The organism is Malaciobacter canalis (assembly GCF_008000835.1).
In the GTDB taxonomy this organism is placed as follows: domain Bacteria; phylum Campylobacterota; class Campylobacteria; order Campylobacterales; family Arcobacteraceae; genus Malaciobacter; species Malaciobacter canalis.
In genome coordinates this window covers 2,412,077-2,437,849 of the sequence record NZ_CP042812.1, presented here as the reverse complement: position 1 = coordinate 2,437,849, position 25,773 = coordinate 2,412,077, and the positions used below count along the sequence as shown (strand labels likewise).

Here is a 25,773-nt window from a genome sequence, read left to right as displayed (position 1 = left end):
AACAAACAGACCTTTAAAGGTCTATTTGTTACTTAAGGCAATTAATCCATTTGCCAAATATATTTTCCATGCAAAATAGTCATGACCTCCAATAAACTCTTCATATGTTAAATCATAGTTTTTTGCAACTAATACAGTTCTAAAATGTCTATTTGTTTCTAAAATATCTAAAGGTAAAAAGCCTGTTTCATAAGTTCCAGCATTTAAATAAAATTTAATATCTTTTTTCTTAACTTTTGAAAACTCTTTTGTTAACCATTGTGCTTCATTTTTATTTTTAGGTGCCCACCAGTATGAACCTGATTGACTTAATACTTTTCCAAAAAAATCAGGATATAAAAATGCTATATATGAAGAAGCTAAACCTCCATAGCTAGAACCTGTTATAATTGTATTTGAAGATTTGTGAGTAAATTTAACTTTTGTTTTTATAAAAGGAAATAACTCTTTTACCATAAATTTTGCAAACTCTTTATTTGGAGGCAACTCTTTACTTCTTGACTTTTTTGAAGCATTATTGATAAAAATAGCAATTGTTGGTTTTATCTTATTGTTTGCAATTAAGTTATCTAAGATTAATGTAGTATTGATTTTATTTTGATAATTTTCTCCATCAAAAACAAAAAGTATATCATGCTCTTTTTTATAGTTATAATTGTGTGGCTTATAAATAGTAATATCTCTACTATTATTTAATATTTTGCTTTTTAGATTATATGTACTAATTTCTCCTTTTTTATTTCCTTCTTCTACTCCCCAATCCTTAATTTTATCATCTTTTATAAAAAAAGTTGACAAAGTATGATATTTATCCATATTTTTTTCTTTAGTATAAATATAAGGAGTTTTATTAAAAGGATCAATTGTTGCATTTGATATTAAAGCCATTTTTTGAATAAATCTTGGAGCATTAAGTTTAGGAATATCTGTGGCAATTTGATATGACATTCTAATTCCCTTTTTTACTATAAAACTTTTATACCATATGTCACTATTTTTATATCTAATAAAATCTGTATAATCAGCTGTAGGCCCACCTATTAATTTAACATTGTAGTTTAATCCTTTGTGTAGAAAAGTTAAAATATATTCATCTGCTTTTAAATGCTCTATTAGTGGAGTTCCTCTTTTTTTAACTTTTTCCCAAAAAGCTTTACTATTTTTTGTTTTTTCAATATTTTTTAGTTCTTGTTTTAAAAAAGCACTTATAATTTTATTTTGAGGTTTTATCTCTTTTTGATGATGAAAAATCTTATCTATTTTTAGTTTAAGTCTATTTTGTTTATTTCTATTTTTTACTTTTAAATAATATTTTCCTGTATAATTAGCCACAAAGTAAAAATTACCTTGTGGCTTCTTATTTATCAGTAATGATTTTATAAAAACTCTATTTTTATCTAAAAGTTCAAGAGTTTCAAAACTTGATGTGGCTTTAAAACTTCCTGTTATAAAACTTCTTTTTTGTAGATTTAATTGATACAATTTTTCACCATTATGATTTAATATTTCATCTACTTCAAAAGAGTTTGCAAAAGAAAAACTATATAGAAAAATAGAAAAAAGCTTAAAAAGAGTTTTAAAATTTATACTCAAGTGCAGCTCCTATTACCCTTGGAGAACCAACTGTTGTTCTATTTGTTTCAGCTTTATAGATTACTTCTTCATCAGTAAGATTATTTACATATGTTCTAAATGTAAAATCTTTATATGTATAGCTTGCATGTAAATTAACTAATGTATATCCATCTAACTTTTGAGTATTTTCATTATCTGAGTAATAATCATCTGTAAAACTTACATTACCGCCCCATTCAAGATTATTATGTATTTTATGAGTAAAGCCTAAGTTTGCACTATAAGTAGGTGTTGTTGATAGTTCATTTCCTTCTAATTCTTTTGCTTCTTTTACACTATTACTTATTTTTGTTTTTAAAAGTCCAATAGCAGCAAAGATATTAAATTTATCTGTTATTTGTGCATCTATTTGAGTTTCTAAACCATAACTCTCAACTTTTGAAAGATTTCTAAATCTATTTGCAGCATCTGCTTGGAAACCATCAAAATCATTGTAAAATATATTTGAACTTAGATTAATTTTTTTATCATTTAGATAAGTTCTATAAGTTAATTCATATGAATTTACTTCTTCTTTATCATATTCATAATATTTTAAATCATCCCAATCTAATGAACCACCACCTTGGTTATAACCTTTTTGTGCAACTAAACTAATCATAGATTCAGTTGAAGGTTTATATGCTAAACCAATTTTTGGCAAAAATATTGTTTCATCAATATCTTTTTTTAAATTTGCACCCCAAGATACTGAATCTCTTTTTTGATTCTCTTTTTCTAATCTTGCACCTAATAATAAATCAAAACTATTATTTAAAGCAATAGTATTATCTGTATAAAATGAGATAGATTTAATTTCATCATTACCTAAATGTAAAGGAAAGTATGATGGTTTTGGTAAGTGTGCATCTATATCTTGGTCTCTATCATAATAGTAAACTCCTGCAACACCTTTTATAAATGGTTTTTTGTATATTAATTTACTTTCAAATGTTTTACTTTTCTCATCAACAAAAACTTTTAAAGGACTTGGTACTTGTGTTATTTCACTATTGTAATCTTTAAATGAAAGTTGCGTTTGTAAGCTTATGTCATCATTTATAATATAATCAATATTTGTAATATATGTTTTATCTTTTGAATCGTGATATCTTGAGTTTATTCTATTTGCTTTACTTGCTTCAAATACATAATCTTTTGGATTTGTTACAAAATTTAAATATCCACCTTCTGCTTCTCTATGATTTAAGGTAAATTTTAAAGATAAATTTTCCATTGATTTTGGAAGATAAAGTAGTTTTGCTCTAAGGTTTGTATTTGTTGATTCATTTAATCTATCATTATTTTTAAAATTTTTATATTTAATATATCCATCACCACTATTTCTATCAACTGCTAATCTAAAAGCTAATTGATCTTCAATTAATGGTCCAGAAATTACTGCAGCTAATTGATTTTTATTTTCTTGGTTTTCAAAAGCAGTTTTAATTTTACCCTCAAAATCAAAGCTTGGATCTTTTGTTTTCATTATTATAGAACCACCAATTGAGTTTCTTCCTTGAGTAGTAGATTGAGTACCTTTTAAAACTTCAATTTGTTCTAAATCCCATAATTCACCACTAATATAATTAACTCCAATCCATGTATTATTAACTCCATCTATTATTGTATTTACTCTTGGTCTTGCACCTGCCATTAAACTTTTTGTTCCCTTTGAAACCCCAGTAGAGTCTATACCTCTAATATTTGGAACACCTAAATCACTTAAAACTACATTTGGTAATTGTTCAACAATATTCTCAATTTTTTTATAATTACCTATATTTATTGTTTTTTCATCAAAAACTGATATAGCAGTTGTAGTCTCAAGAAGTGTTTTATCTATCTTTTCACCAGTTACTGTTATTTCTCCATAAGAGATTTTTTCTTTTGGCTCTATTTTTTCTTTTGCATATATACTGCTTGTTAATAAAGCAATAGTACAAAAAGACAAAATAATTTTTTTATTATGATTCATTTAACTCTCCTTTAAAATGATATTGAGTATCATAACTGAAAAGAATGATAATAAAATTACGAGAATAGAAAAAATGACAAAAATTCCAAATATTTTAAAAAAAGATGTAGAAATTTTAATTGTAGAAGATGAAACAATATTAGCAATGGGTATAAAACTTACTTTAAATGAGTTTGGTTATAGTGTTTGTGGTATAGAAACAAGTGCAGATGATGCAATACAGCATGTAAAAAAACAAAAACCAGATTTAATTTTTATGGATATTCATCTAAAAGATAACTCTTCAGGAATAAAAGCAGCTAAGTATATTTGGCAATACTATAAAATTCCCATTATCTTTTTAACCTCTTATACAGATGATAAAACAATCAAAGAAGCAATGCAAAGTGAACCATATGGCTATTTAGTCAAACCATATAAAGATAAAGAGTTAGAAGTAACAATTCAAACGGCATTAAATAAACATAACTATTTTTTTAAACATAAAAGTAATTTAGATAAAGAAAAAAAACATATTTTTAAATTTGAAAATGAAATTATTTATGATAAAACAAAAGCAGTTGTAACTAAACAAAGTAACTATTTAAAATTAACAGGAAATGAAACAAGACTTTTAGAGATTTTAAGTGATACTCCTACTCAACCAGTACCTTTTGAAAAAATACAGAACTATATTTATAGGGATGAAATTAATGATATAGGTAGATTAAGGGCATTAATATATAGACTTAAACAAAAATTTGAAATTAATTTCATAGAGAATGTATTTGATTTAGGTTACAAATTAAAACTATTAGATGATTAAAATAAACTCTTTAAACTCAAAAATTTTCTTAAGCTTTTTTATTTTAGGTATTTTTTTATTGTCTTTATTTTTCTTGCAAGTTATTCCTCAAATGAATAAAGAGGAAAAAAAGCATACTATAAAGCAAATAGAGAATATGATATATTTAACTAATCAACAAATAAAACTTGTTATGCGTTCAAAAAAGAATAATGGAGAAATTAGAAAAGAAGAGTTGAAATCTATAATTGAACATGAAGCAATTAGAATTACTAATAGATTAAATTTAGATAATTCAATATCTAAAATAAAAGATAAATCATATCAGTTTAGTTCAAAAAAAATTACTTGTAATACTTCTATTTTAAATAGTAATAAACATACTCTTTTTCAATTAAAAGATGAGAGTTTCAAAGAGTTTAAAGATGAATTAAAAGATTCAACTTTTTTAAGAAGAGATATAAAAAATAAATATATATGTTCAACTGGAATAAGAAAATTATACTATACAAAAAAGATTAAAAAACATAATAAGTTTTTAGTTATCTCTTGTGATATAGATAATTTTTCTACAAAAGGTGAAGAGTTTGAATTAAAATTAAAAAAAGAGATACAAAAGAGCTTTTCATTGCTTGATAGTTTTCATAAAGGTAAAGCGTACTTAATGTGGCTTAATCCAAATATAAAAGATGGTAAACCTTTATATCGTAAAGAAGATAAATATTTAAATGAAAAATATTGTTTGAGCAAAATATCAAATTTTACATTTCCCAAAACAGGAGATTTGACACCCAAAGAGATTATACAAGCTATTGATAAAGAACCAATAAATCATTTACTAAATGGAAAAAAGAGTTTAACATGGGTAAAAAGTATTAATTTAAATAAAGATGAATATTTTTTATATCTTGTGACAATTTATGAGAAAGATTTTTTAAAACATGTAGGTTTAGCTTATATGAGTATAATTCCTGCTGCAATTATCTCCTTTTTTATCGCAATAGTTGTTGCACTTATTATATTTAATAGACTTTTTAAAAGTATAAATATTTTAAAAGATGTTGCATTTAAAGTTAATAAAGGAGAAAAAAATATAAGAAGTAATATAAAAGGCAAAGATGATATTGCAGTGCTTGCAAAAGCTTTTGATAATATGCTGGACTCTATAGAAGAAAATATTTCACTTTTAGATAAAAAAGTTGAGATTAAAACGAAACTTTTAAGTGATTCTTTAAAAGAGAAAGAGACTTTACTAAAAGAGATACATCATAGAGTAAAAAATAATTTAGCAATTACAATAGATTTAATTAAATTAGAAAAATCAAAAATCAAAGATAAACAGACAAAAGATACTTTAACAAATATACAAGAGAAAATTTTTGTAATGGAACTACTTCATAGAAAATTATATGAATCTAAAGATTTAAATCTTATTCCTTTAAAAATTTTTATTGAAGACATTTGCCACGATTTAACTGCAAGCTATTTTGTTGAAGAAAAAATATCTATTAATACAGATATAGAGCAAGTACATATGAATATTGATTATGCATTACCTTTAGGTCTTATAATAACTGAGCTAATAACAAATAGTTTTAAATATGCTTTTAAAGATAAAGGAGAAATATTTGTAAGTTTAAAAAAAAGTGGTAAAAAGTATATTTTGGAAGTAAAAGATAATGGAAAAGGTCTTGATGAAAATATAGATGTTAATAATACTAAAACTTTAGGTTTTCAAATAATTTCAAATATTACAAAAGGACAATTATCCAGTAAACTTGAATATTTTTATGAAAAAGGAGCTAACTTTCAAATCATTTTTGAGATTAAAAGATAGCTTCTAAGCCTTTAACTATTTTTCTTTAACAAAAACTCCTACAATCCAACTAAATATTGCAAATGATATAAGAGCAAATACAATAAATAGAAATATCTCTAATATTAACATCTTCTTGCCTTTAATTAAATGAATGCTCATTCATTTATTAATAACTAATTTTATGCCTTTTTTCATTAGAGATGAATTAACTGATTATATAAAAGCTAACTTATATTCATCGACTCTAAAATCAAAAGTTGAATAATTAGGATTTGTCTTTTTTCTTTTTTTATAAAAAGTGTTTGCACCAATTGATCGATTTGCAGCATTTGATGGAGATGTTAGGCTAAAAAGTTTAATGCTTCTATTATCAAAATATAATACTTGCTCTTTAATTTGCTTATTATTGCTTGCTTGAATATTTAAACAATGCTTTTTTATTAGTTGCTTAAAAAAATATTCTGGACCATTTTTACTACTTTTGCCAGTAAATACTATTTTATTTATATTTTTATATTTTTTTAAATAAAAAATTAAATCTCTTAATACTACATCTTTCATACCTAAATCACTTGCATTGATTTTTTCTCTTTTACAAGAATCTACAATATCACATATTCCTATATTATTTGAAACTAAAAAATCTTTTCTCATCTTTACTGCTTCTTGGGAATTGTCAAAAAGTAAATTAAGTTTAAATATTTTATTAAGAACTGGCCAAAGAAGATTGTCTTGTGAACCATAACAAAAATCAACATCTTTAGATTTGAAATCTTTTTTGCAAAATCTTAAAGGAGGTAAAGTTCCTACTATTAAAGTATTGGTATTTTCAAATATAAAAGGTTTATATGGATGAAAATGATTAAACATGATGTGCCTTTAAACTACTATTTATAGATTTTACTTTTAATATATTTATTTTAACAAAGTAGTTATCAAATTTTTGTTATAATCTGCCAAAATTAATATAAGGCAAAAGTTGAAAATAGGGGTTTTTGATTCTGGACTTGGTGGATTAACAGTAGTAAAAGCTATAGATAAATATTTTAAAGGTGCAGATATTTTATATATTGCAGATACTATTTTTGCTCCATATGGAGATAAAACCCATGAAGCTATAAAAAATAGATGTATTTTAATAAGTGAGTTTTTAATTAAAAATCATAATATTGAAGCTTTGATTGTTGCTTGTAATACTGCTACATCAGCTGCAATAAAAGAGTTAAGAAACTTATATCCAAATTTAATAGTAATTGGTACAGAACCAGGAATTAAACCAGCAATTGAATTAACAAAAACTTTAAATATTGGTGTTTTAGCAACAACTGCCACATTAAAAGGTGAAAAGTATCAACTATTAGTAAATCAACTTTCAAAACAAAAGCCTATTAAACTTTATGAACAAGCTTGTCTTGGTTTAGTTGAGCAGATTGAAAAGGGTGAAATCAACTCTTTCAAAACCAATGAAATGCTAAAAAAATGGCTTGAGCCAATGATTGAAAATAGTGTTGATACAATTGTATTAGGATGTACTCATTATCCAATAGTTAGTGACAATATAAAAGATATAATGGGTAAAGAGATTAATTTAATTGAAACAGGACAAGCAATAGCAAACAGATTAGAATATTTGTGTAAAATAAAAGGGCACTGTAATTTTGATCCTAATAAAATATCAATTTTACACACAGGAAATATAAATAAAAATATGATAAAGAAAATTTTTGAAAATAATAAAAATATAGATGAGATTGAAGTAAGGAAATGTGAGATATGAGTGAAATTAATATTGAGAAAAAAGTATTAGCATTAAAATATAGACCAAAAAGATTTGAAGACTTAGTAGGGCAAAGTACTATTTCACAAACACTATCACTTGCTTTAGATTCAAATAGATTATCCCATGCATATCTTTTTAGTGGTCTAAGAGGAAGTGGTAAAACAAGTACAGCTAGAATTATGGCAAAAGCGCTTTTATGTACAAATGGTCCTACATCAAAGCCTTGTGAAGTTTGTGAAAATTGTCAAAGTGCAAACTCAAATAGGCATTTAGATATTATTGAAATGGATGCAGCTAGTAATAGAGGTATTGATGATATCAAAGATTTAATTGAACATACAAAATATAAGCCAAGTAGTGCAAGATTTAAAGTATTTATAATTGATGAAGTTCATATGTTAACAACTCAAGCTTTTAATGCTTTACTTAAAACACTTGAAGAACCTCCAGGTTTTGTTAAATTTATTCTTGCAACGACTGACCCACTTAAACTTCCAGCAACAATTTTAAGTAGAACTCAACATTTTAGATTTAATAAAATATCAAATGCAGATGTAATACATCATTTGTCACATATTTTAAATGAAGAAAATATTGATTATGAAACAGAAGCTTTAGAAATACTTTCAAGAAGTGGACAAGGAAGTTTAAGGGATACTTTAACGCTACTTGATCAAGCAATTATTTTTTCAAAAGGAAAAGTAAATACAATATCTGTTGTAGAGATGTTAGGTTTGATTGAGCCAAAAGTAATGGATGAAATTTTTGATATTATTTTAAATAAAAAAGATATTACAAATTTAGTTAAAGAGTTAGAAAACTATGAAATCTCACAAGTTTGTGATGAAATGACTATTTATTTAAGACAAAAAATGCTTGATAAAGATGCTAAATTTGATCTTTTACTATTTGATAGATTTTTTAGAGTTTTAGGTGATGCAAAACATCTATTAGCTTTAAATTCTGATGCTAGTTTTGTTTTGATTTTAACACTTTTAAAAATGCAAGAAGCTACAAATTTAAAAAGTATTCAAGATATTATTAATCAAGTTGAACAAATCGAAGTTCAACCAGCAGTAAAAGATGCAATATCACCACAAAAAGTTTTAGAGCATGCACAAAATGATACTGAACATATTTATGAAGAAGCAAAAGAGCAAGAGACTAGCGTAAATGAGATTGAACAGCAAACTAAGAATGAAGCAATATCAAATGTAGAGCAAACACTTCAATCAAATATGAATACTAAACAAGAAACAAAAATTGAACAAGAAACAAATCACAATGTTTTTGAAGAAACAAAAATAGAAGAACCAAATCTTGCAGATACTGCAATGTTTAATGAAAACACTATTTCTTTAGATAGCATTGATGCAGTTCCTTTTGAAACACCATTTGATGATGATATTGATGAAATTATAAATAATAATACTTCACTTGACAAACCAAATGAAGAGCCAATAGTTCCTAATACTATTACAGAAAATATTTCAAATAATGAAAATAGTTTTCCACAAGAAGTACATGAGCCTATTTTAAATGAAGATTTACAAGAAGATAATTTAGATGCTTTAGATGAAGCAATTAGTTCAAGACTAAATCAAGAAAGTGATCCAAATGAGAAGCTTTATGATCAAGTAATAAATAGAGTTTATGATAGAGATGTAAGACTTGGAGAGTGCTTTGAAGATAACTTTGTATTTAAAAGTTTTGAAGCTAATAAATTAGAAATTATTTCATATGCAAAAGGTGAAGAAAGAAAATTTTTATTTAAACATTTTGGAATTTTAAAAACATTTATTTATGATGTTTTTGGGCATGAAACTGAATTGGATTTTATAAAAGATGAATCTGAAGTAGAAAGTCAAAAAAAAAAATCTAAAATAGAAAACCAAGAGAAACAAACAAATCAAGAGATTGAAAAAGAGCAAATAGAAGAACCACAAGCAATTGAAGAGGATTTAGCTGGTGGTTCAGGTTGTGTTGCAACTATGCATAATAGTTCTAAGCCAGAGCCCTCACAACAAGAACTACAAATCAATGATATATTAAATTCAAAGATGTTAAATAAAGCAAAAGAGCTTTTTGACATAAAAAAGATAACAGTAAAGACTAAAACTTAAAAAGGTTCTTTATTTATGGCATTTAAGTCATCTTTGAATATAATATTTCGAAATTTAAATAAGGAGATTTTATGTCTTTTATTTCAAAAATATTATTCATAAGTTTATTTTTAACTACTACTATTTCTGCAAATAGTATTGATGATAAAATATTAGAGTTTGAAAAAAATAGGTTTTCAAATAATAAACGAGTTGAGATTAAAAACTTATCAATTAACTTTAAAAAATCCCTACCTGTAAAAAATTGGTATGGATATATTATTGATATTGATGCGAAAATAGCTGATAAAAATGTAAAAGCTAAAGATATTGTGTTCTCTAATGGAACAGTTGTTTCACCAGATTTATTTGATATTAAAACTGGTAACTCTTTAAAAGAGATGATGACACTACCTTTAACAAGCAAGTATTATGATAAAAAAAGATTAATTGCTGGTAATCATGATGCAAAAGATAAAATAGTGATATTTTCTGATCCTTTATGTCCATTTTGTTTAGATTATGTACCAGATATTATTAAATTTGTAAATAAAAATAGTCAAAATATTGCTTTATACTATTATCACTTTCCTTTACTTCAAATACATAAAGCAGCAAATGCTTTATCAAAGGCTATGCTAGTTGCTTCTAATAAAGGGGTAAAAGATGTTACTTTAAAAGTTTACGAAGCAGATTTTGATTCATATTTTAATGCTGATGAAGCAGATGAAAAGAAGATTTTAAATGCTTTTAATAAAGTTTTAAAAACTAATATAAAACTTGATGAAATTCAAAATAAAGAGATTCAAAAAGAGATTCAAAAAGATATGCTTATGGGTGAAAATGTTATGGTTGAGGGTACACCAACAATTTTTATAAATGGTGAACAAGATAAAACAAAAAATAAATATAAACAATTAGGAAGGTAATATGAAAAAATTAGTAATAGCAACAAGAAAAAGTAAATTAGCTTTATGGCAAAGTGAATATATAAAAGAACAATTACTTAAACACTATCCAGATATGCAAATTGAGTTAGAAACATTTTCTACAAAAGCTGATAAGATTTTAGATGTACCTTTAGCTAAAATTGGAGGAAAAGGTTTATTTACTAAAGAGTTGGAAGTAGCACTTTTAAATAATCAAGCAGATATTGCAGTTCATAGTTTAAAAGATGTTCCAGTAGAGTTTGAAGATGGCTTTAAACTTGCAGCAGTTACAAAAAGATTTGACCCAAGAGATGCTTTTTTAAGTCAAAACTACGATAGTATTGAAAACTTACCACAAAATGCAGTAGTTGGAACAACTAGTCTTAGAAGAAGAATGGAAATAAAAATGCTAAGGCCAGATGTTGTGCTAAAAGATTTAAGAGGAAATATAAATACTAGAATTGCAAAATTAAAAGCAGGTGAGTATGATGCTATTATTTTAGCGGCAACTGGGGTACAAAAACTTCAAATTGAAGATGAAGTTAACTATTTTATTCCAGTTTCAACAGAAGATATGACTCCATCAATGGGACAAGCAACACTTGGAATTGAAACTTTAGATAATAAAGAGTTAATTGAATTATTATCTGTTTTGCATGATGATGATGCACATATTGAATCTACAATTGAAAGAGATTTTGTTAGAGTCTTAGAGGGTGGTTGTCAAGTTCCTATTGGAATAAAAGCTACTTTAAGTGAAGATAAAAAAAGTATAAAAGTTGATGCAATAGTTGGAATGCCAGATGCAAGTGAATATATTCAAGATAGTATGACAGTTGACGTAAACAAATTTGAAACAGTTGGTAAAGAAATGGCAGAAAAGTTCATACAAAAAGGTGCAAAAGAGTTATTAGCTAAAGCAGAAAAGCTTGCTTTTCAATAATTTGTGTATAATTAATGTCAATCTTAAATAAATTAGGAGAGACAATGAGAATAAATGTTGAGCAGAGTCTATTTTGTTTAGTTGATGTTCAAGAACGACTTTTTCCTCATATAAAAGATAATGAGCAGTTAGAAAAGCGTCTTGTTACATTAATACAAGGTCTTAAAGTATTAGAAGTTCCTTTTATAGTCAATGAGCAATATAAAAAAGGAATTGGTGAAACTATTCCTAGTTTAAGAGAGTTTGTTGATGAAGATCCTCATTTTGAGAAAACAACATTCTCTTGTTGTAAAAATGAAACAACATTAGAAGCAATAAAAGCAAAAAATAAAAAATTTGTGATTGTTGCTGGTATTGAAACTCATGTTTGTGTTTTGCAAACTTGTATTGATTTACTTGAAGCTGGATTACAACCTGTAATAGTTACTGATTGTGTAAGTTCAAGAAAAGAGTATGATACAAAAGTAGCTTTAGATAGACTAATTCAAGCTGGAGTAATTCCTACAACTTATGAGTCATTACTTTTTGAGCTAACAGTAAATGCTAAAAATCCAGTATTTAAAGAGATTTCTTCTTTAGTAAAATAAAAAGGTCTTGATTTTCAAGACCTTTTTACTTGAAAGCATTAATCCATTGTTCCAGCAGGAACATATACATTGCCATCCATAATAATTCTTGCACTTCTACTCATACTTGCTTTTTCTACAATATATTTTCCATCTTTTTGCAATAATGTTGCGCCAACTTTAATAGTACCACTTGGATGACCAAAAGTAACTGTATTTTTTTCTCCACCACCACTAGCTAAATTAACTAATGTTCCTGGAATACAAGCAGCAACACCAATTGCAACTGAAGCTGTACCCATCATTGCATGGTGTAGTTGTTGCATAGACAAAGCTCTAACATGCAAATCCATCTCATTTGCTTTTAGCTCTTTTCCTGAAGATGTAGTAAAATCTTGCGCAGGAGATACAAATGCAATTTTTGGTGTATGTTGTTTAGTTAAGGCTTCTTTAGCATCAGAAATTAATCCCATTTTAAGTGCACCTGCAACTCTAATTTTCTCAAATTTCTCTAAAGCTTTAGTATCAGAGTTAATATCTCCTTGAAGCTCAGTTCCTTTGTATCCAATCTCATCAGCATTTACAAATACAGTAGGAATACCAGCTGTAATCATAGTAGCTTTAAAAGTGCCAACATCAGGAACTTCTAAGTCATCTACTAAATTACCAGTTGGAAATAACTCTTCGCTTGGATCAACTGGCTCAACAAACTCTAACTTAATCTCTTGGGCAGGAAAGGCAACACCATCAATCTCATAATCCCCCATCTCTTTTACCATTCCATCTTCCATTGTTACATAGCATAGAATAGTTTTTTTGATATTTGCTTGCCAAATTCTTACACAACAAACACCATTTTGAGGAACGTTATCTACTAAACCCTCTTTTATAGCAAAAGGTCCAACTGCACTTGATAAGTTTCCACAGTTTCCACTCATATCTACAAAATCTTTATCAATTGCAACTTGACAAAAGTAATAATCTACATCATGATTTGGAACATCAGATTTTCCAACTAAAATAGCTTTAGAAGTAGATGAAGAAGCTCCACCCATACCATCCATTTGTTTTTTATAAATATCTGGACTTCCTACGATTCTTTGAAGTAATTTATCTCTTTTTTTTGAATCTTCTTGTGCTTCTTTTGGAAGGTCTGCAATATTAAAGAAAGTGCCTTTTGAAGTTCCACCTCTCATATAAGTAGCTTTTACTTTAAACTGTGGTTTATAAGCCATAATATATTTCCTTATTATTAGTCTTGTAATATCTTTTTGAATATGAACAATATTCACACTAAAAAAGATAAATTAAAGGGGATAAACCCTTTAATTTTTCTTATTTATTTGCAACAACTTCTTTTGCAAATTTTTGTAAAATTCCACCAGCTTTATAAACTTCAACTTCTGCAGTTGTATCTAATCTACAAGTTACTGGAATATCTACTTTCTCTCCATTTTCTCTTGTCATAACTACTGTTAAGTCACATCTTGGAGTGATTTTACCTACTACTTCATAAGTTTCACTTCCATCGATATTATATGTATGTCTTGTATCACCATCTTTAAATTGAAGTGGTAATACACCCATACCAACTAAGTTAGTTCTGTGAATTCTCTCAATTGATTCAGCAATAAGAACTTCAACACCTGCAAGTCTTACTCCTTTTGCTGCCCAATCTCTTGAACTTCCTTGACCATAGTTAGTTCCAGCAATAATAATAAGACCTTGACCTCTTTGTCTATATGTCTCAATTGCTTCCCACATTCTTGATTCAGTACCCTCAGGCATAATCTTAGTCAAGCTTCCTTGTTTTACATTACCATTTTCATCTTTTACCATTTCATTAAATAGTTTTGGATTTGCCAATGTTGCTCTTGAAGCTGTATGATGATCTCCTCTATGTGTTGCATATGAGTTTAAATCTTCAACTGGTAATCCCATTTTTAAGCAATACTCTCCTGAGGCTGAATCTGGCAAGATTGCATTTGAAGGAGAAAGGTGATCTGTTGTAATATTATCAGGAAACACTCCTAAGGGTCTTAAATCTTTAAGTGCTGGCATTCCCATAAACTCGTCTTCCCAATATGGTGGTTTTTGAATATATGTAGAGTTTGGATTCCAGCTATAAAATGGCTCAACTTTAATAGCACTTAAGCCATCTCTATTGAACATTGGCTCATAAATATCATTGAACATTTGAGGTTTTACACATGATTTTTCAACTGAATCAATCTCTTCATCTGATGGCCATAAATCTTTTAATGTAATATCATTTCCGTCTTTATCTTTTCCTAATGAATCATTTTCAATATCAAATCTAATTGAACCTGCTAATGCATAAGCAATTACAAGTGCAGGACTTGCTAAAAATGCCTCTTTTACATAAGGGTGAATTCTTCCATCAAAGTTTCTATTTCCAGATAATACAGCAGTTGAATAGATATCTCTATCTATAACTTCTTGTTGGATTTTTGGATCAAGTGCTCCACTCATACCATTACAAGTAGTACATGCAAAACCAACTACACCAAATCCTAGTTTTTCCATTTCACTTAATAATCCTGCTTCTTTTAAGTAAACTTCAATTACTTTTGAACCAGGTGCTAATGAAGATTTAACCCATGGTTTTCTTGTAAGTCCAAGCTCATTTGCTTTTTTAGCTAATAATCCTGCTGCGATAACATTTCTTGGATTTGAAGTATTTGTACATGAAGTAATAGCAGCAATTAAAATTGCACCATCTGGCATCTTATCACCTTCTTGTACAAAATCTTTTACAATACCTTCTTCTTTTAAAGTTGTTGTAGGAACAAGTTTATGAGGTTTTGATGGTCCTGCTAAGCTTCTAGTAACTTTTGATAAATCAAATTTTATAGTTCTTGCATAAGTAGCATTTTCTAATTGATTTGCCCATAAACCATTTGCTTTTGCATAAGCTTCTACAAGTTCAACTTGTTTTTGTTCACGACCTGTAATTTTTAAATAATCAATAGTTTGCTCATCAATATAGAACATACCTGCACTTGCACCATACTCAGGAGTCATATTTGCAATTGTTGCTCTATCACCTAAATTAAGATATTTAATTCCATCACCATAGAACTCTAAATATGCAGAAATTACATCATTTTCTCTTAAAAATGAAGTCATAGCAAGGGCAATATCAGTTGCAGTTATACCAGGTGCTCTTTTTCCTGTAATCTCAACTCCAACAATATCAGGAACTCTCATATAAGATGGATTACCAAGCATTACATTTTCAGCTTCTAAACCACCAACACCAACAGCAATTACACCAAGTGCATCAACATGAGGAGTATGTGAATCAGTTCCAACTAAAGTATCAGGACTTGCTATTCCATCATTTAAATGAACAACAGGAGACATCTTTTCTAAGTTGATTTGGTGCATGATACCATTTCCAGGAGGAATAACATCTACATTATTAAACGCTTCTTTTGTCCAGTTTATAAAGTGAAATCTATCTGCATTTCTTCTATCTTCAATATCTCTATTTTTTTGGAATGCATCTGGATCAAATCCACCACACTCAACTGCTAGTGAGTGGTCAACGATTAGTTGAGTAGGTACAACAGGATTAACTTTATCTGGATCTCCTCCATCTCTTGCAACTGCTTCTCTAAGACCTGCTAAGTCAACAAAAGCAGTTAATCCTAAGATATCATGACAGATAACTCTACTTGGATACCAAGGAAAATCTTTATCTGTTCTTTTTTCAATTAATTGAATAAGTGAATCTTCTAATTTTTCACTTGGGCATTTTCTAATTAAGTTTTCTGCTAATACTCTTGATGTGTAGTTTAGTTTTTCAAATGAACCAGGACTTATCTCTTCAACAGCAGCTTTTACATCATAATATTTAACATCTAATTTATCTAATTGTTTAAGATATTTTTCATTTGTCATTTTATATCCATTTAGTTTGTATTTAAAAGGATAAGTTTTACTTATCCTTTTAGTATTTTAAGTAGTACACCATAAATTAAGGTGCTAAGTTTTATCTCTCTTCTAAAGGAACAAATTTTAGATTTTCAGGACCAGTATAATTAGCTGATGGTCTAATAATCTTTCCATCTTCTCTTTGTTCAATTGCATGTGCTCCCCATCCTGTAACTCTTGAGATTACAAAAATTGGTGTGAACATATCCGTTGGAATTCCCATTTGGTTATATGAAACTGCTGAGAACCAGTCAAGATTTGGGAACATTTTCTTTTCTTCCCACATAATTGTTTCAATTCTTTCAGCTACATCATACATAAGCATATCACTATTTTCTTCTGATAGTTTTCTAGCAACTTCTTTAATAACAACATTTCTTGGATCACTTGTAGTATATACAGGATGTCCAAATCCTATGATAATCTCTTTTCTTGCCATTCTTTCTTTGATATCTTTTTCTGCTTCATCAGCAGAGTTGTATCTTTCTTGAATTCTAAATGCAACTTCGTTTGCTCCACCATGCTTTGGACCTCTTAATGCACCAATTGCTCCAGTTATACATGAGAACATATCTGAATTTGTTCCAGAAATTACTCTTGATGTAAATGTAGAAGCATTAAATTCATGCTCAGCATATAAAATCAAAGATACATGCATAGCTTTAACCCAAGATTCTCTTGGTTTTTCACCATGAAGCAGGTGTAAAAAGTGCCCACCAATAGTATCATCATCAGTTACAACATCAATTCTTTTTCCATTAAATGCATAGTGATACCAATATGTAAGCATAGAACCAAATGAAGCCATTAATTTATCAACGATATTTTGTGCTTCATCTTTTGGGTGAGATTCATCTTCTGACATAATTGCACCAAGAACTGAACAACCTGTTCTCATTACATCCATTGGATGAGAAGTTTTTGGTAATTGCTCTAATGCAACTTTAACACCATCAGGTAAATCTCTCATACCTCTTAATTTTTCTTTATAAGCTTTTAACTCTTCTTTATTTGGTAGTTTTTCATGCACAATTAAATGAGCAATCTCTTCAAACTCAGCTTTATCAGCAAACTCTAAAATATCATAACCTCTATAATGTAAATCATTACCACTAACACCAACTGTACAAATAGCTGTATTCCCAGCAGCAGTTCCAGAAAGTGCAACAGATTTTTTCGGTTTAAATCCAGTAGTTGTAGTACTCATAATTTTCCCTTTTCTATTTGATTTTTTTATTTATTTTAGTTTGATTTGCTTTTTGCAAAAAGTTCATCCATTTTTTGTTCATACTCGTGGTACCCTAACATATCGTAAAGTTCCATTCTTGTTTGCATTGTATCAAGAACACCTTCTTGAGTCCCTTTTTCTCTTAGCTCTTGATATACATTTAAAGCAGCTTTATTCATAGCTCTAAATGCTGATAATGGATAAAGTACCATATCAATACCAACTGAACCTAACTCTTCTGTTGTAAACATTGGAGTTGCTCCAAACTCTGTAATATTTGCTAATACAGGAATATCAATAGCATCAGTGAACTCTTTGTACTCTTTTAAAGTGTGAATTGCTTCTGCAAATATTGCATCGGCTCCAGCTTCAACATAAGCTTTTGCTCTAGTTATTGCAGCTTCTTGACCTTCACTTGCATGTGCATCAGTTCTTGCAATAATATAAAAATCAGGGTCTAAATCTTTTTTAGCATCCACAGCAGCTCTTATTCTATCACACATCTCTTCTATTGAAACTAACTCTTTATTTGGTCTATGCCCACATCTTTTAGCAGCAACTTGGTCTTCTATATGAAGTCCCGCAGCTCCAGCTCTAATGAACTCTTTAACAGTTCTAGCAACATTAAAAGCATGTCCCCAACCAGTATCTGCATCAACAATTAATGGAGTATCACAAATTGATGTTACTCTTCTAATATCAATACATACATCCTCAATCATTGTCATACCTAAATCTGGTAAACCATATGATGCATTTGCAATACCACCACCTGATAAATAAATAGCTTTAAATCCTACTTTCGTAGCTTGTAAAGCTTGGTAAGCATTAATTGTTCCTACAATTTGTAAAGGAGTTTCTTCCTTAAGTGCTTCTTTAAATCTTTTTCCTGCGCTCATATAAAAGTTCCTTCATTTTTGAATTTATAAATCTATTATACATCATTAAAGAAACAAAAGATTGTATAATTACTGTATAACAAAACTCAATTTTCTTGCGTGATAGTGGATTATGTACAAAATTTGTTTTTATGTTTAAAAGTAGTACAATAAAAGATAAAAATTGTTTAAGGATTCTAAAATGTCATATAAAACAGGAATAGAAAAAATTATTGAAATATATAAAAGATCTCATTTGAGTATATCAAAATTTTCATCATTAATTCAAAAAGATAGAAGAACTGTAACATCTTGGGTTGATGGATTGACAGATGTTGACCCCAATGATGAAGTGAAGAAAAAAATATGTTCTCTTTTTAGATATCCTGATTATATATGGGAAGATGGCTGTGTTGATGAAGAGTTTTTAAAATCTATTACACAAATACCACAAAAAGAGGTTCGTATAATAGATGAAGATTATCAAGGTAGATTAAAATATATAATGGATATTGAAAAAAATAGAAGATTTGTAATCCAAGCACAATTTCCTGGACCTATGTATAGAGATACAGCAGTTCAAAGAGTATATAGAACAAGAACAGATAAAAACATAGAAGAGCTTAAACAAAATAGAATTGATCAAATGCTTAGATATGATTATGATACAACTGAGTGGTACTCAATCAAATCAATACTTAGTTTTTGTTATGCTGAAATTGGTAATTTCTTTACAAAAGAAGAAAAAATAAAAATATTAGAATTGATTTATGAACTTTTTAACAATAATTATAATAAAAAATTGTTTCTTTTTGACTCATTTTCAAGAAAAATTTATGGAATGGAAACCACATATATCTCTATAAATGTAAAACAAAAAATCCTATTTTTTAAATCACCAATTGAATCAGTTTTTATTGAAATTAGAAATAAAAACTTAGTAGAAAGAATGCATAGATATTATTCTTCACCAATTGAAGCGCCAAGTCATGTAAACTTTTTAGAATCAGTTAAAATTATTAAGATTTTACAAGATGCTTTAAAATACAACAACTCTTTAGCTCAAGCTTATGAAAATATAAATAGAACTACTGATTATGGAGAACTGTTTTTCAATAATCTATCTATAGATTTACAAAGACAAGTTAGTGCTCCAAAACAAGGGCAAAGAAGAAATTAATGCAATATTTAGACCAATTTTTATTAATAGCAGTTGCACATATAATAGCACTTATGTCTCCTGGACCTGATTTTGCAATTATATTAAAACAAAGTATTACCCATGGAAGAGAAAAATCTTTATGGACTAGCTTTGGAATTAGTATAGGAATTTTGGTACATGTAAGTTATACAGTATTAGGAATAGGTTTGATTATTTCAAAATCTATAATTATTTATACTATTATAAAATACTTAGCAGCTTTATATTTAATATACTTAGGAATAAAAGCTTTAAAGTCAAACTCTTTTAAACTAGACAAGTTTGAAAAAGGCAAAACACAAAAAGAGATAACAAAATTTAAAGCATTTAGTATAGGATTTTTTACAAATGCACTAAATCCAAAAGCAACACTATTTTTCTTATCTTTATTTACTGTTATTGTGGATATAAATACTCCTTTATCTATTCAAGGTTTTTATGCAATCTTTTTTGTAATATCTACATTTATATGGTTTGGTTTTTTATCATTTGTTTTAACAGGGAAAAAAGTAAGAGGTTTTTTTAACTCTTTTGGAAAGATATTTGATAAAATAATTGGAGTGATATTAATTGCTTTAGGAATAAAAGTAGCGATGAGTGAAATGTGATAAGTAATTTATATTTTTCTCTTGAAGAACTTATTCTTCGTTTTCTTACTTTTTAGTTGTAAAAAGTAAGACAAAAAGCAACCAGACAAGTTGATGAAGGCAAAGCTACCTTACAGTTATATATTTATTTTTGCCCTGCAAAACTCGCTAAAGAGTGCATTTGGCACTCTTTTTTACGCTCAAACAGTTTCGGGCTTTACCAAAATAAATATTTAACTTCCAGCTTCATCAAAGTCTGGGAAGAAGAGAGTTTGAGCTATCATATGTAAATTTACAAAAGAAAATTGCTTCATTCTTTTTTATTCCAACATCTACAGAAGCTGAGCGTTTGTTTTCTCTTTTTGGAAAAGGCTTGCAATTGTTTGAGTAAATAAGTATGCTAAAAAGCATATTTATTTATGAGTTTTGCAAGACAAAAAAGATAAAACAATAAGTGAAGGAACCCGAAGGGCTCCGAAGCCGTTGGTGGTTTTGTTTACTTTGTCCACACAAAGTAAGAGGTGCGAATACCTTTAGGTGTTTATGAGTTATTTTCTTGTGTCTTTTCTTACTGACATCAAAAATTGATAATATAAATAACCTAGTGAAACTTTTAAATGAGAAAATAATTAATCTACTAAAATAATCTTTCATACACCCATAACCCAAGCTATGATAAAATCTTCAAATGAATAATAAATACAAAATACTAAAAGATATATTTGGACATGAACGCTTTAGAAGTTTCCAAGAAGAGGTTGTAGATAGTATCATCAATAAACAAGATGTTTTAACTATCTTGCCAACTGGTGGCGGTAAGTCACTTTGTTATCAATTGCCAACTTTGCTTATGGATGGTGTAACAGTGGTAATCTCTCCTCTTATTGCACTTATGCAAGACCAAGTAAAAGCACTAAATGATTTAAATATAAAAGCAGAGATGATAAGCTCTTCTCAAACAAATGATGAAAATAGTTTTACAATGCAAAAGCTTTTGGAAGGTAAACTAAAATTTATCTATGTAGCACCTGAAAGATTTACTTCAAATGAGTTTATAGCAGTATTACAGCGAATCAATATTAACTATTTTGTTATAGATGAAGCTCATTGTGTAAGTGCTTGGGGACATGAGTTTAGAGCAGAGTATAGAAATCTTGATAAGTTAAAAAGATTTTTCCCAGATACTTGTATTGCTGCATTTACTGCAACTGCAACTAAAAAAGTTGAAGCTGATATTGCTTCAAGTTTAAAACTCAATGATGCTAAACATTTTCGTGCTAAAACACATAGAAATAATCTTGATATAAAAGTAGAACCACGAATTACAAATGGTAGAAAGCAAATACTAAATTTTCTTAAAACTCACAAAGGCTTATGTGGTATTATTTATACTTTTACAAGAAAAGAAGCAGAATCAACAGCGCAGTTTTTGTGTGAAAATGGCTACTCTTCAAAGGCATATCATGCAGGATTAAACCCAAATATTAAAGATGAGGTTTATGATGATTTTGTATATGAAAAGATTGATATTGTAGTAGCTACTATTGCTTTTGGTATGGGTATTGATAAGTCAAATATTAGATTTGTAATACATACAAGTTTACCTAAAACCTTAGAGAACTATTATCAAGAAATAGGTCGTGCAGGTCGTGATGGTGATATGTCTTATGTTTATTTACTTTATTCAAAAGCTGATGAGGTAAAAAGAAAAATACAAATAGAAGATGCAATTGATACAGGCTATAAACAAACTGGACTTGATAAACTTGAAGCTATGTATAGATATTGTGTATCAAATAATTGTCGTCATAAGATTATTGCTTCTTATTTTGAAGATGAGATTGATGATTGTAAGACTTTGTGTGATAACTGTACAAAAGGTGAGATTGAACAAGTTGATGTAAGTGTTGATGCACAAAAGTTTTTAAGTGCAGTTTATAGAAGTGAACAGCGTTTTGGAACAAATCATATTATTGATATTTTAAGAGGCTCAAAAAATCAAAAACTTCTTGAGTTTGGACATGACAGACTAAATGTTTATGGCTTGGGAAGTGATAAAAGTAAAAATGAATGGATAGCAATTGCTGATAAACTAATAGATATAAAAGCAGTTAACTTAGGTGAATTTAGAGTCTTAAAAATAAGTGGTTTAGGAATGCAAATCCTTAAAGGCAAAGAAAAACTTCTAATAGATAGTGATAAGTTAGGTATTGCTCAAAAATTTGAAGAAGATAATACACAGTTAAGTTTTGATGAAAAGTTATATGAAAAGTTTAAAAGCTTAAGAAGAGAGTTAGCACAAGAGCATGAAGTACCAGCTTATGTTATATTTGGAGATAAAACTTTAAAAGAGTTAGCTTCAAAACTACCTCTTACAAAAGAAGATATGCTTTATATAAATGGCGTTGGTCTTGTGAAATTTGAAAAATATGGCAAGAATTTTTTAAGCTTATGTAAAAGTATAAAAGAAGAGTTTGGTGAAAAGTTAGAAGATAAAATTCCTTTAAAAAAACTTACAAAAACATACTTAGAAACTTTTGAATTAATACAAGATGAAAAAACAGTAGAAGAAATATCTCAAATTAGAGATTTAGCAATAACTTCTATTCTTTCTCATATCTCACTTTTATTTGAACATGGTAAAATATCAAAAGAGAAAAAAGCACAACTTTTAGAACCTTTAACTATTCCAAGTGAAATTCAAAGATGGATTCAAACTGGATTAGAGCATGAAAGTTTAAAAGAATTAAGAAAATACTTGTATTTATATGAGTATTTAAATAAGGAAAACAATTGAAACAATATTTAGATTTATTACAACATATCTTAGATAATGGAATAAAAAAAGAAGATAGAACTGGAACTGGTACAAGTTCTGTTTTTGGATATCAAATGAGATTTGATTTAAGTGAAGGCTTTCCTTTAGTTACTACAAAAAAGACACATTTAAAAGCAATTATTAGTGAGCTTTTATGGTTTATTGAAGGAAGTACAGATGAAAGAAGACTTGCAGAAATTCATTTTGATGACAAAAGAGAAAATCTAATAGATAAAAAAACAGTATGGACTGCAAATGCCAATAAACAAGGTAAAGATTTAGGTTATATAAATACTGATACCATAAAAGAGTTAGGCCCAGTTTACGGAAGTCAATGGAGAAGTTGGGAAGGTGCAAATGGTAAAAAAGTTGATCAACTTGCAGATGTAATTAATCAAATTAAAACAAACCCAGATAGTAGAAGAATCATTTTAAATGCATGGAATGCAGCAGAAATTGAGAATATGGCATTACCACCTTGCCATACTTTTTTTCAGTTTTATGTAGCTAATAATAAACTATCTTGTCAACTTTACCAAAGAAGTGCAGATGTATTTTTAGGTGTTCCATTTAATATCGCTTCATATGCACTTTTAACTATGATGATAGCTCAAGTTTGTAAGTTAGAAGTAGGGGATTTTGTACATACTTTTGGTGATGTACATATTTATTCAAATCATATGGAACAAGTAAAACTACAACTTACAAGAACACCATATGAAAAACCAACAATGAAAATAAATAAAGATATAAAAAATATAAATGATTTTAAAATGAGTGATTTTGAACTTGTAAATTACAAGTGTCATGAATCAATTAAAGGGGAGATGGCAGTATAATGAAAATTTCAATGATAGTTGCATATGGTAAAAATTGGGAGATTGGTTTAGACAATAAAATGCTTTGGCATATCTCAGAGGATTTTAAAAACTTTAAAAATATTACTTCAGGACATCATCTTTTAATGGGAAGAAAAACTTTTGAAAGTATTGGAAAACCTCTTCCAAATAGAACTTCACTAGTATTAAGTAAAACTGGCTTTAGCCATGAGGGTGTACATACTTTTAGTGAAGTTCAAGATGCTTTTGATTTTGCAAGAGCAAATGGTGAAGAAGAACTTTTTATAATAGGTGGAGCAAATATCTATGAAACACTATTTCCTTACGTTGATAAAATGTATTTAAGCGAGGTTGATTTTGAAGGTAAAGCAGATGCTTATCTTAAAGAGATTGATTTTTCTTCTTGGGATTTAATTGAGCAAAAAGATTATGAAGCTATTTTAGAAGAAGATAGAATAAAAAGCCCAGCTTGGAGTTTTAAAGTCTATACAAAAAAAGATTAAGAATTTAGTATGAATAACACAAGAGAAAAACTTCTAACAGTAGCCTTTGATGAGATATATCATCATGGCTACTCTGCAACTTCTGTTGATAAGATTTTAAAAAAAGCAAATATGAACAAAGGAAGTATGTATCATTTTTTTAAGTCTAAAAAAGAGTTAGCTCTTGCAGTTATAAATGAAAAAGTAAATGCTTATATTGAAGATAAGTATTGTGTATTATTAGATTATGAAGAGAATATCTGTGATGAGATGATGCAAATGATAAAAAAAAGAGATAACTTTGATTTTACATCTGGATGTAAACTAAATAATCTTATGCAAGAATTATCTCCTATTGACAAAGATTTTAAAGTAGCTTTAGAGATTGTTTATAAAAAATTTGAAAATATTTTTGAAAAAGTATTAGATAAAGCAATAGCAAAAAATGAAATCTCTCACAATGACACAAAAGCACTCTCTATGTATATAGTAGCTTCAATTGAAGGGTGTATAGGCACTGCAAAGAAGTCTCAAGATGCAAGTTGTTTTGCAACTTGTATTTCTCAACTAGAACTATTTTTAAACACACTTAAAAAATAAATTTTAAAAAGTCTTGACTAATCAGTCAAGACTTTGCTATACTTTTACTTGACTATTTAGTCAAAGAAAGGAAAATTTATGAATAAAGCATTATTAATTATAGATATTCAAAATGATTATTTTGAAAAAGGAAAAAATCCATTAGTGAACTCTAATGAAGCTAGTTTAAAAGCAAAAGAGATATTAACGTACTTTAGAAAAAACAAATTACCAGTTTTTCATATTCAACATATAAATACAAAAAAAGATGCAACTTTTTTTGTTTGTGATACAAAAGGAGTAAATATACATGAAAATGTAGCTCCTTTATCAAGTGAGATTGTAATAAAGAAAAACTTTCCAAATAGTTTTTTAAAAACAAAATTAAAAGAAGAACTTGAAAAAAAAGATATAAAAGAGTTAGTTATTTGTGGTATGATGAGTCATATGTGTATTGATTCTACAACAAGAGCAGCTTTTGATTTAGCTTATAAATGCACAGTTTTAAGTGATGCTTGTGCTACAAAAGATTTAGAGTTTTTAGGTGAGAAAATTCCTGCAAAAACAGTTCACAACTCTTATATGGCAGCATTAAAAACTGTTTTTTCACAGGTAATTAGCGTAAAAGAGTATATAAAAGAAGAATAAAAACAAGATTATACAAGAAAGTTTAAACCTTTTTTTGT

At 28.0% G+C, this 25,773-nt stretch carries 21 protein-coding genes; 14 read left to right on the top strand and 7 right to left on the bottom strand.

Going from position 1 to position 25,773, the window contains the following annotated elements; all coding sequences use genetic code 11:
* Nucleotides 1-21: 21 nt before the first annotated feature.
* Both ACAN_RS12115 and ACAN_RS12110 read right to left on the bottom strand, forming a co-directional pair.
* A complete protein-coding gene (locus tag ACAN_RS12115; protein ID WP_099333637.1) occupies nucleotides 22-1,593 on the bottom strand; it encodes an alpha/beta hydrolase in 1,572 nt (523 codons plus the stop codon).
* Nucleotides 1,577-3,592, bottom strand: a complete 2,016-nt coding sequence (locus tag ACAN_RS12110) for a TonB-dependent receptor (protein ID WP_099333636.1) — start codon at nucleotides 3,590-3,592, stop codon at nucleotides 1,577-1,579. Before ACAN_RS12110 ends, ACAN_RS12115 begins: the two co-directional genes overlap by 17 nt.
* A 73-nt stretch (nucleotides 3,593-3,665) precedes the next feature.
* Here ACAN_RS12110 and ACAN_RS12105 point away from each other — a divergent pair, with 73 nt between their 5' ends.
* Together ACAN_RS12105 and ACAN_RS12100 are read left to right on the top strand one after the other, a co-directional pair.
* Nucleotides 3,666-4,397, top strand: coding sequence for a response regulator (locus ACAN_RS12105; protein WP_165773040.1), 732 nt, complete (start codon nucleotides 3,666-3,668; stop codon nucleotides 4,395-4,397).
* Nucleotides 4,390-6,213 (top strand): sensor histidine kinase, encoded by a 1,824-nt coding sequence (locus ACAN_RS12100; RefSeq protein ID WP_099333634.1) that lies wholly within the window; start codon nucleotides 4,390-4,392, stop codon nucleotides 6,211-6,213. Before ACAN_RS12105 ends, ACAN_RS12100 begins: the two co-directional genes overlap by 8 nt.
* Nucleotides 6,214-6,408: 195 nt before the next feature.
* Here ACAN_RS12100 and ACAN_RS12095 read toward each other — a convergent pair whose 3' ends face one another.
* A complete protein-coding gene (locus tag ACAN_RS12095; protein ID WP_099333633.1) occupies nucleotides 6,409-7,065 on the bottom strand; it encodes a uracil-DNA glycosylase family protein in 657 nt (218 codons plus the stop codon).
* A gap of 109 nt (nucleotides 7,066-7,174) precedes the next feature.
* Here ACAN_RS12095 and murI point away from each other — a divergent pair, with 109 nt between their 5' ends.
* The 5 genes from murI (at nucleotide 7,175) to ACAN_RS12070 (ending at nucleotide 12,536) form a co-directional block, all read left to right on the top strand.
* The gene (gene murI, locus ACAN_RS12090) at nucleotides 7,175-7,972 is read left to right on the top strand and encodes a glutamate racemase (RefSeq protein ID WP_099333632.1); all 798 of its coding nucleotides are present in this window, start codon (nucleotides 7,175-7,177) and stop codon (nucleotides 7,970-7,972) included.
* A complete protein-coding gene (locus ACAN_RS12085; RefSeq protein WP_099333631.1) occupies nucleotides 7,969-10,098 on the top strand; it encodes a DNA polymerase III subunit gamma/tau in 2,130 nt (709 codons plus the stop codon). Before murI ends, ACAN_RS12085 begins: the two co-directional genes overlap by 4 nt.
* A 71-nt stretch (nucleotides 10,099-10,169) precedes the next feature.
* Nucleotides 10,170-11,006, top strand: coding sequence for a DsbA family protein (locus tag ACAN_RS12080; protein ID WP_099333630.1), 837 nt, complete (start codon nucleotides 10,170-10,172; stop codon nucleotides 11,004-11,006).
* A gap of 1 nt (nucleotide 11,007) precedes the next feature.
* Nucleotides 11,008-11,949 (top strand): hydroxymethylbilane synthase, encoded by a 942-nt coding sequence (gene hemC / locus ACAN_RS12075; RefSeq protein ID WP_099333629.1) that lies wholly within the window; start codon nucleotides 11,008-11,010, stop codon nucleotides 11,947-11,949.
* Nucleotides 11,950-11,993: 44 nt separating this feature from the next.
* Entirely contained in the window at nucleotides 11,994-12,536 is a 543-nt protein-coding gene (locus tag ACAN_RS12070) for a hydrolase (protein WP_099333628.1), read from the top strand.
* Between the two features lie 38 nt (nucleotides 12,537-12,574).
* On the opposite strand, the gene prpF is transcribed toward ACAN_RS12070, so the two are convergent.
* From prpF to prpB, 4 genes are all read right to left on the bottom strand, one after another.
* Entirely contained in the window at nucleotides 12,575-13,750 is a 1,176-nt protein-coding gene (prpF, locus tag ACAN_RS12065) for a 2-methylaconitate cis-trans isomerase PrpF (protein WP_099333627.1), read from the bottom strand.
* Between the two features lie 100 nt (nucleotides 13,751-13,850).
* On the bottom strand, nucleotides 13,851-16,442 hold the full coding sequence (acnD, locus tag ACAN_RS12060) for a Fe/S-dependent 2-methylisocitrate dehydratase AcnD (protein WP_099333626.1): 2,592 nt from the start codon (nucleotides 16,440-16,442) through the stop codon (nucleotides 13,851-13,853).
* Nucleotides 16,443-16,533: 91 nt separating this feature from the next.
* A complete protein-coding gene (gene prpC, locus ACAN_RS12055) occupies nucleotides 16,534-17,682 on the bottom strand; it encodes a bifunctional 2-methylcitrate synthase/citrate synthase (RefSeq protein WP_099333625.1) in 1,149 nt (382 codons plus the stop codon).
* Between the two features lie 35 nt (nucleotides 17,683-17,717).
* Nucleotides 17,718-18,602 (bottom strand): methylisocitrate lyase, encoded by an 885-nt coding sequence (gene prpB / locus ACAN_RS12050; protein WP_099333624.1) that lies wholly within the window; start codon nucleotides 18,600-18,602, stop codon nucleotides 17,718-17,720.
* A gap of 181 nt (nucleotides 18,603-18,783) precedes the next feature.
* On the opposite strand from prpB, the gene ACAN_RS12045 reads away from it, so the two are divergent.
* From ACAN_RS12045 to ACAN_RS12015, 7 genes are all read left to right on the top strand, one after another.
* A complete protein-coding gene (locus ACAN_RS12045) occupies nucleotides 18,784-19,761 on the top strand; it encodes a hypothetical protein (RefSeq protein ID WP_099333623.1) in 978 nt (325 codons plus the stop codon).
* Nucleotides 19,761-20,390: a LysE family translocator gene (locus ACAN_RS12040; RefSeq protein WP_099333622.1), complete on the top strand. Its 630-nt coding sequence runs from the start codon at nucleotides 19,761-19,763 to the stop codon at nucleotides 20,388-20,390. Before ACAN_RS12045 ends, ACAN_RS12040 begins: the two co-directional genes overlap by 1 nt.
* A gap of 667 nt (nucleotides 20,391-21,057) precedes the next feature.
* Nucleotides 21,058-23,166, top strand: a complete 2,109-nt coding sequence (gene recQ / locus ACAN_RS12035) for a DNA helicase RecQ (RefSeq protein WP_099333621.1) — start codon at nucleotides 21,058-21,060, stop codon at nucleotides 23,164-23,166.
* Nucleotides 23,163-24,026, top strand: coding sequence for a thymidylate synthase (locus ACAN_RS12030; RefSeq protein WP_099333620.1), 864 nt, complete (start codon nucleotides 23,163-23,165; stop codon nucleotides 24,024-24,026). Before recQ ends, ACAN_RS12030 begins: the two co-directional genes overlap by 4 nt.
* Nucleotides 24,026-24,529, top strand: coding sequence for a dihydrofolate reductase (locus tag ACAN_RS12025; RefSeq protein ID WP_099333619.1), 504 nt, complete (start codon nucleotides 24,026-24,028; stop codon nucleotides 24,527-24,529). The genes ACAN_RS12030 and ACAN_RS12025 overlap by 1 nt, the downstream gene beginning before the upstream one ends.
* A 9-nt stretch (nucleotides 24,530-24,538) precedes the next feature.
* Complete coding sequence (locus ACAN_RS12020) at nucleotides 24,539-25,108, top strand: TetR/AcrR family transcriptional regulator (protein ID WP_099333618.1); 570 nt, start codon at nucleotides 24,539-24,541, stop codon at nucleotides 25,106-25,108.
* A 78-nt stretch (nucleotides 25,109-25,186) separates the two neighbouring features.
* Nucleotides 25,187-25,735: a cysteine hydrolase family protein gene (locus ACAN_RS12015; protein WP_099333617.1), complete on the top strand. Its 549-nt coding sequence runs from the start codon at nucleotides 25,187-25,189 to the stop codon at nucleotides 25,733-25,735.
* Nucleotides 25,736-25,773 lie beyond the last annotated feature (38 nt).

What these genes read in the sequence shown, in the direction of transcription:
- ACAN_RS12110 (WP_099333636.1), bottom strand. Translation starts at nt 3,592, where the DNA reads ATGAATCATAATAAAAAAATTATTTTGTCTTTTTGTACTATTGCTTTA.
- ACAN_RS12105 (WP_165773040.1), top strand. Translation starts at nt 3,666, where the DNA reads ATGACAAAAATTCCAAATATTTTAAAAAAAGATGTAGAAATTTTAATT.
- ACAN_RS12100 (WP_099333634.1), top strand. Translation starts at nt 4,390, where the DNA reads ATGATTAAAATAAACTCTTTAAACTCAAAAATTTTCTTAAGCTTTTTT.
- ACAN_RS12095 (WP_099333633.1), bottom strand. Translation starts at nt 7,065, where the DNA reads ATGTTTAATCATTTTCATCCATATAAACCTTTTATATTTGAAAATACC.
- ACAN_RS12085 (WP_099333631.1), top strand. Translation starts at nt 7,969, where the DNA reads ATGAGTGAAATTAATATTGAGAAAAAAGTATTAGCATTAAAATATAGA.
- ACAN_RS12080 (WP_099333630.1), top strand. Translation starts at nt 10,170, where the DNA reads ATGTCTTTTATTTCAAAAATATTATTCATAAGTTTATTTTTAACTACT.
- hemC (WP_099333629.1), top strand. Translation starts at nt 11,008, where the DNA reads ATGAAAAAATTAGTAATAGCAACAAGAAAAAGTAAATTAGCTTTATGG.
- ACAN_RS12070 (WP_099333628.1), top strand. Translation starts at nt 11,994, where the DNA reads ATGAGAATAAATGTTGAGCAGAGTCTATTTTGTTTAGTTGATGTTCAA.
- prpF (WP_099333627.1), bottom strand. Translation starts at nt 13,750, where the DNA reads ATGGCTTATAAACCACAGTTTAAAGTAAAAGCTACTTATATGAGAGGT.
- acnD (WP_099333626.1), bottom strand. Translation starts at nt 16,442, where the DNA reads ATGACAAATGAAAAATATCTTAAACAATTAGATAAATTAGATGTTAAA.
- prpC (WP_099333625.1), bottom strand. Translation starts at nt 17,682, where the DNA reads ATGAGTACTACAACTACTGGATTTAAACCGAAAAAATCTGTTGCACTT.
- prpB (WP_099333624.1), bottom strand. Translation starts at nt 18,602, where the DNA reads ATGAGCGCAGGAAAAAGATTTAAAGAAGCACTTAAGGAAGAAACTCCT.
- ACAN_RS12045 (WP_099333623.1), top strand. Translation starts at nt 18,784, where the DNA reads ATGTCATATAAAACAGGAATAGAAAAAATTATTGAAATATATAAAAGA.
- ACAN_RS12040 (WP_099333622.1), top strand. Translation starts at nt 19,761, where the DNA reads ATGCAATATTTAGACCAATTTTTATTAATAGCAGTTGCACATATAATA.
- recQ (WP_099333621.1), top strand. Translation starts at nt 21,058, where the DNA reads ATGAATAATAAATACAAAATACTAAAAGATATATTTGGACATGAACGC.
- ACAN_RS12025 (WP_099333619.1), top strand. Translation starts at nt 24,026, where the DNA reads ATGAAAATTTCAATGATAGTTGCATATGGTAAAAATTGGGAGATTGGT.
- ACAN_RS12020 (WP_099333618.1), top strand. Translation starts at nt 24,539, where the DNA reads ATGAATAACACAAGAGAAAAACTTCTAACAGTAGCCTTTGATGAGATA.
- ACAN_RS12015 (WP_099333617.1), top strand. Translation starts at nt 25,187, where the DNA reads ATGAATAAAGCATTATTAATTATAGATATTCAAAATGATTATTTTGAA.